This is a genomic window from Streptomyces sp. NPDC005141, from assembly GCF_053599975.1.
This window is the reverse complement of record NZ_JBSFYW010000168.1, coordinates 1-1,323: the sequence shown is the minus strand read 5'-3', so window position 1 is coordinate 1,323 and position 1,323 is coordinate 1. Positions and strand designations below refer to the sequence as shown.

Below are 1,323 nucleotides of genomic sequence, written 5' to 3'. Positions count from 1 at the left end.
TGAGGTTCCCCCTGCCGGCCGGACAGCTTGATACTGGGACGGATGGTCCCGGAGGAAGCAGTCACAGGTAGTGAGTAGCAAGAGCAACATGAGTAAGCGGTACACGGCCGAGTTCAAGCGGGACGCGGTCGCCTTGGCGTTGTCCTCGGATAAGACGGTCACCGAGGTCGCGAGGGATCTGGGTGTGAGTCCGGAAGGGCTGCGCGGATGGGTGAAGCAGGCGAAGGTCGACCGCGGTGAGGGACCCGCCGGGGCTTTGACCACTGCGGAGCGTGAGGAGTTGGTCCGGCTGCGGCGGAAGGTCCGCGAGCAGGAGGCCACGATCGAGGTTCTGGGAAAAGCGACCGCCTTCTTCGCTCAGGACAAGATGAGGTAGACACCGTGGCACGGTGTCGTTTCATCGATGCGGAGAAGGCATCGGAGGGTAATCCTGCAGGTCACAGTGTTGCGTTTCTGTGCCGTGTGCTGGGAGTGCCCCGTTCCACCTACTACGCGCGCAGGGCGTCACGGCCGGCCCGGACGGTGCGGGAGCGGGCCGAGGAGGTGCTGGTGGGCGAGATCCGGATGCTTCACGCCGGATCTCGCGGTGCCTACGGGGCCCCGCGGATCCACGCCGCCCTGCGGCGGGCCGGGCGGGTGGTGAACTCCAAGAAGATCGAGCGGCTGATGCGCAAGCACCGGATCGTCGGGATCACCCGCCGCCGGCGGCGGGGCCTGACCCGGCAGGCGAAGCGGGCGGTGTTCGCGCTCGACCTGATCGGTCGGGACTTCACCGCGCCCCGGCCCGGGATGCGACTCGTCGGCGACATGACTGAACTCAGCACGCTGGAAGGGAAGTTGTATCTGGCGACCTGTATCGATCTCGCGACGCGGGAGGTGGTCGGCTGGGCGATGGCCGACCACCACCGCGCCGAGCTGCCGGTCGCCGCCTTGCGGATGGCGGCCGGGCGTGGCGGCCTGGAGCAGGGTTGCGTCATGCATACGGATCGCGGCAGCGAGTACACGAGTGACGAATTCCGCAGCGAAATACGCAAGTTGCGCATGAGGCAGTCGATGGGGCGCGTCGGCTCTTGTTACGATAACGCCCCCGCGGAAAGTTGGTTTGCCATCCTGAAAGCGGAGATCGGGACGACCGTGTGGGAGACCCGCGAGGCCGCCCGGGCCGACGTCTTCCGCTACGTCGAGGTCGAGTACAACCGCAGCCGGCTCCGTCGGCACCCCGACTACGGCTACGTCACCCCGCTCGAAACGAGATCCCTGCTCAGGCAGAACCTCGTCCCGGCAGCGTAAACACCCGCTGTCCAGTTCGCGGGGGGAACTTCA

At 66.7% G+C, this 1,323-nt stretch carries 2 protein-coding genes; both read left to right on the top strand.

All coding sequences use genetic code 11. The features are described from left to right. Positions 1-70 precede the first annotated feature (70 nt). Complete coding sequence (locus ACWD68_RS41915) at positions 71-376, top strand: transposase (protein ID WP_451811723.1); 306 nt, start codon at positions 71-73, stop codon at positions 374-376. 5 nt (positions 377-381) lie between these two features. Beyond that, entirely contained in the window at positions 382-1,290 is a 909-nt protein-coding gene (locus tag ACWD68_RS41910; protein WP_451811722.1) for an IS3 family transposase, read from the top strand. Positions 1,291-1,323: the final 33 nt, after the last annotated feature.